Below are 5,061 nucleotides of genomic sequence, written 5' to 3' on the forward strand. Positions count from 1 at the left end.
GCGAACCCGCCTGCAGGCCGGCCCACAGCGAGTCCTGGTGCGATTTGTTGCGGAAGGGCGGACTCATCACGCGGCGTGCCGCATGGTCCCAGTCCTTGTCGAAATACTCGCTCTCGTCCAGCGTCAGGTGCTGGATCAGCGGCTCGCCGAACACCCGCATGCCCTTCTGGCGCGCCCGGCGGATCGCCTCGTGGCTCTGCTCGCAGGAGACATGCACGACATAGAGCGGCACGCCGGCCATGTCGGCGATCATGATGGCGCGGTTGGTCGCCTCGCCTTCCACTTCGGGCGGCCGCGAATAGGCGTGGCCCTCGGGGCCGTTGTTGCCGGCAGCCAGCAGCTTCTGCGACAGTGCCGCCACCACGTCGCCATTCTCGGCATGAACGAGCGGCAGCGCGCCGAGATCGGCGCAGCGCTGGAACGACGCATACATCTCGTCGTCGTCGACCATCAGCGCGCCCTTGTAGGCCATGAAATGCTTGAACGAGGTGATGCCCTTGTCGACGACCGTGGCCATCTCGTCGAACACCTGCTTGCCCCACCAGGTGATCGCCATGTGGAAGGAGTAGTCGCACGACGCCTTCGAGGTCTTGTTGTCCCACATCTGCAAGGCTTCGAGCAGCGACTGCTGCGGCGCCGGCAGGCAGAAATCGACCACCATCGTCGTGCCGCCGGAGAGCGCCGCGCGCGTGCCGGATTCGAAATCATCGGCCGAATAGGTGCCCATGAACGGCATTTCGAGATGGGTGTGCGGGTCGATGCCGCCCGGCATGATGTAGCAGCCGGTGGCGTCGAACTCATGGTCGCCATGCAGGCCCGAACCGATGGCGACGATCTTGCCGTGCTGCATCAGCACATCGGCCTTCCAGGTGCGGTCGGCGGTGACGATGGTGCCGTTTCGGATGACTTTGGTCATTGACTGTTCCCTTGTTCTCTTCGCGCTTCTTTACGAGCGTCGTTTGGAAGGTGGATTCTAAGCTCACTCCACGATGACAGCCGTCTCCACCACCGCGTGGAACAAGACATCGGCACCCGCCGAAGCCCATTCCTTGGTGATCTCTTCGGCCTCGTTGTGGCTGAGGCCATCGACGCAAGGGCACATCACCATGGCGGTGGGCGCGACGCGGTTGATCCAGCAGGCGTCGTGGCCGGCACCGGAAACGATGTTGCGATGGGAATAGCCAAGGCGGTCGGCGGCATCGCGGATCGCCTTGACGCAGCCGGCATCGAAAGTCACCGGATCGAAAGCGCCGACCTGTTCGATCTCGCAGCGGATGTCGAGTGCATCGCAGATCGTGTCGATGCCTTCGCGGATGCGGCCATCCATCGCGTCCAGCACTTCCTTTTCCGGCGAGCGGATATCGACGGTGAAGACGGTGCGCCCGGCGATGATGTTGCGCGAATTGGGATAGACCTCCATGTGGCCGACCGCGCCGACGGCATCGGGCTGGTAGTCCATGGCGATCTCGTGCACCAGTTCGATCACCCGCGCCATGCCGAGCCCGGCATTGCGGCGCTTGGGCATCGGCGTCGAGCCGGTATGGGCTTCCTTGCCGGTCAGCGTCACCTGCAGCCATTTAAGGCCCTGGCCATGGGTGACGACACCGATGTCGATATCTTCGTCCTCGAGGATCGGACCCTGTTCGATATGCAGTTCGAAGAAGGCATGGATCTTGCGGTCGCCGACCTTCTCGGGGCCTTTCCAGCCGATGCGCTCCAGTTCCTCGCCGAATTTCTTGCCCTGCTTGTCGACATGCCCGTACACATCGGCCTGGTCGAGCACGCCGGCGAACACGCCGGACGCCATCATAGCCGGCGCGAAGCGCGAGCCCTCCTCGTTCGTCCAGTTGGTGACGACGATTGGATGTTTGGTCTTGATGCCGAGATCGTTGAGCGAGCGCACCACTTCAAGCCCGCCCAGTACGCCGAGCACGCCGTCATACTTGCCGCCGGTCGGCTGCGTATCGAGATGGCTGCCGACATAGACCGGCGGCAGGCTGGGATCGGTGCCTTCGCGGCGGGCAAACATCGTGCCCATTTCATCGACGCCCATTTCGAGCCCGGCCGCATCGCACCAGCGCTTGAACAGATGCCGCCCTTCGCCGTCTTCGTCGGTCACGGTCTGGCGATTGTTGCCGCCGGCAATGCCGGGGCCAATCTTCGCCATCTCCATGATGGAATCCCACAAACGGTTTGAATTGATTCGCAGATTCTCGCCGGGTGCGGCCATCTCGAGTTCCCATCTACACCAGGGGTCTTGTCGCCCCTTGAGTGATTTACAGCTTGACCGTATGGTCAGCTTTTAAACTACACAACCTGACCAAGCGGTCAACTAGAATCTTGGGGTAGACATGGCAGAACCCACCCGCCCCATGCGGCGACAGGAGATCCGCCGAGAGAATGAAAAAACCATTCTCGTCGCTGCAGAGAAGGTGTTTGCGGAGGCAGGGTTTGGCGGCGCCACGATGCAGTTGATTGCGGATCTGGCCGGACTGCCGAAGGCAAATCTCCACTACTATTTCGCCACCAAGGAAGAGCTTTACCGGTCGGTCGTTCAAAACATCTTTGAAATCTGGCTACAGGCGGCCAATTGCTTCGACGCGGCGCGCGGGCCCATAGACGGCATCAGTGCCTATATCGACGCCAAGATGGAAATATCACGCCGCCATCCCGACGGCTCGAAGGTCTGGGCCTCCGAAGTGATGCACGGGGCGCCGGTGCTTCAGGACTATATGGAATCGACGCTGCGCGAATGGACCGACGGCCGCGTCGAGATCATCAGGCGCTGGATCGAGGAAGCCAAGATGGACCCGGTGGATCCGCGTCATCTGCTCTATATGCTTTGGGCTACGACCCAGCACTACGCCGATTTCGGCCATCAGATCGAGACACTCAATGGCGGAAAACCTCTGTCCGACCGGCAATGGCGGGAAGCCAAGGAAAATATCAAGCGGGTGATCCTGACCGGGATCGGTGCGTTGCCCGCCTGACTGTAATGGTTCGTTGCAAGCAAAAGGTCAGGTCGGCGCGCTGCCGCGCCGACCTCAACCGACCGCGTCAGTCCGTCAATCGATTGACCTCAGCACATCTCGAACATGGTCGATCAATTCGTTGATCTGGCCCTTGGTGATGATCAGCGGCGGCGAGAGCGCGATGATGTCGCCGGTGGTGCGGATCAGCGCGCCGCGCTCGAACGCCTTGACGAAGGCCGAGAAGGCCCGTTTGGTCGGCTGGCCGGCGATCGGCGCCAGCTCGATCGCACCGATCAGGCCGATGTTCCTGATATCGATGACGTTCGGCTCGCCTTTCAGCGAATGCAGCGCGTCTTCCCAGTACGGCGCCAGCTCCTCGCCACGGGTCAGCAAGCCCTCTTCCTTGTAGGTGTCAAGCGTGCCGAGTGCGGCCGCGCAGGCGATGGGGTTGCCCGAATAGGTGTAGCCGTGGAAGAACTCGATCATGTGCTCGGGGCCGGTCATGAAGGCGTCGTGGATCTCCTTCTTCACAAACACCGCGCCCATCGGGATGACGCCGTTGGAGACGCCCTTGGCGGTGGTCATGATGTCGGGCGTGACACCGAAATAGTCGGCGGCGAACGGTGTGCCGAGACGGCCGAAACCGGTGATGACCTCATCGAAGATCAACAGGATGCCGTGCTTGGTGCAGATCTCGCGCAGCTTCTCCAGATAACCCTTCGGCGGCAGGATGACGCCGGTGGAGCCGGCGACCGGCTCGACGATGACGGCGGCGATGGTCGAAGCGTCGTGCAGGGCGACGATACGCTCCAGCTCGTTGGCGAGTTCCGCGCCATACTCCGGCACACCCTTGGTGAAGGCGTTCTTTTCCGGCAGATGCGTGTGCGGCATATGGTCGACGCCGCCGAGCAGCGTGCCGAACATCTTGCGGTTGGTGACGATGCCGCCGACCGAGATGCCGCCGAAATTGACGCCGTGATAGCCGCGCTCGCGGCCGATCAACCGGGTGCGCGAGCCCTCGCCCTTCACACGGTGATAGGCGATCGCCATTTTGAGCGCGGTCTCGACCGATTCCGAGCCGGAATTGGTGAAGAAGACATGGTCCATGCCCTTGGGCGCCAGGTCGACCAGGCGGTTGGCCAGTTCGAACACGATCGGATGGCCCATCTGGAAGGCCGGCGCATAATCGAGTTCGGCAGCCTGGTGCTGGATCGCCTCGGTGATCTTCGGACGGCAGTGGCCGGCATTGACGCACCACAGGCCGGCGGTGCCGTCGAGCACCTTGCGGCCGTCGCTGGTTGTGTAATGCATGTCCTTGGCGGACACCATCATGCGCGGCGCCTGCTTGAACTGCCGGTTTGCCGTGAACGGCATCCAGAATGCACTGAGATCGTTCGGCGTGACTTTCAGCCGGTTGGACATGACCAGGACTTCCCCTTGTAAACTGTTTCGCTGCGCCCAACGCTTGGTCTTTGCCGCGTTTTCATGCTACGCAAATTTTTGACCGATTGGACAAACGTTAGCACCGCCCTGTAGGCGGTCAAGGATTACTAGCGGAAATGCGGCACCTGAAGTGCGTTCCACAGGCTAGGGAAAAACTGGTCCAGAGAATTGGTCCAGATGAGCCTCAACACGAGGGCTTGCAACGGTGACCATCGGCACGGATGCCCCTCGCCGCACCCGCATCCAGCAGGAAAAGCGCGAACTCATCCTGGAGGCGGCGCTTGAGGTCTTCTCCACCAACGGCTTTCGCGGCTCGACCATCGACCAGATCGCCGAAGCTGCCGGCATGTCGAAACCGAACCTGCTCTATTATTTCCGGCGCAAGGAAGACATCCACGAAACGCTGATGCAGCGCCTGCTCGACACCTGGCTGGCGCCACTGCGCGAACTCGACGACATTGGCGATCCCCTAACCGAACTGCGCAGCTACATCAGGCGCAAGCTGGAGATGGCGCGCGATTTTCCGCGCGAGAGCCGGCTGTTCGCCAACGAGATCCTGCAAGGCGCGCCGCGCATCATGCCGCTGCTGGCGGGCGAACTGAAAACGCTGGTCGACGAGAAGGCCGCCGTCATCAAGGGCTGGATG

The 5,061-nt window shown here is 61.9% G+C and carries 5 protein-coding genes; 2 read left to right on the forward strand and 3 right to left on the reverse strand.

Annotation, left to right across the window (positions count from 1 at the left end):
* Positions 1–916: amidohydrolase family protein (locus tag ENZ74_RS21370; RefSeq protein WP_164761115.1), on the reverse strand; the 916-nt coding region annotated here is incomplete at its 3' end.
* Positions 917–979: 63 nt separating this feature from the next.
* Positions 980–2,230, reverse strand: coding sequence for a Zn-dependent hydrolase (locus tag ENZ74_RS21375; protein ID WP_063168504.1), 1,251 nt, complete (start codon positions 2,228–2,230; stop codon positions 980–982).
* Positions 2,231–2,351: 121 nt separating this feature from the next.
* Here ENZ74_RS21375 and ENZ74_RS21380 point away from each other — a divergent pair, with 121 nt between their 5' ends.
* Positions 2,352–2,990, forward strand: a complete 639-nt coding sequence (locus tag ENZ74_RS21380; protein ID WP_013530908.1) for a TetR/AcrR family transcriptional regulator — start codon at positions 2,352–2,354, stop codon at positions 2,988–2,990.
* A 75-nt stretch (positions 2,991–3,065) separates the two neighbouring features.
* On the opposite strand, the gene ENZ74_RS21385 is transcribed toward ENZ74_RS21380, so the two are convergent.
* Positions 3,066–4,394: an aspartate aminotransferase family protein gene (locus ENZ74_RS21385; protein ID WP_013530907.1), complete on the reverse strand. Its 1,329-nt coding sequence runs from the start codon at positions 4,392–4,394 to the stop codon at positions 3,066–3,068.
* Positions 4,395–4,620: 226 nt separating this feature from the next.
* Here ENZ74_RS21385 and ENZ74_RS21390 point away from each other — a divergent pair.
* The coding region (locus ENZ74_RS21390) for a TetR family transcriptional regulator C-terminal domain-containing protein (RefSeq protein ID WP_127312976.1) at positions 4,621–5,061 on the forward strand (441 nt) is incomplete at its 3' end.

Source organism: Mesorhizobium sp. M7A.F.Ca.CA.002.15.2.1, assembly GCF_003998715.1.
GTDB lineage: Bacteria > Pseudomonadota > Alphaproteobacteria > Rhizobiales > Rhizobiaceae > Mesorhizobium > Mesorhizobium ciceri.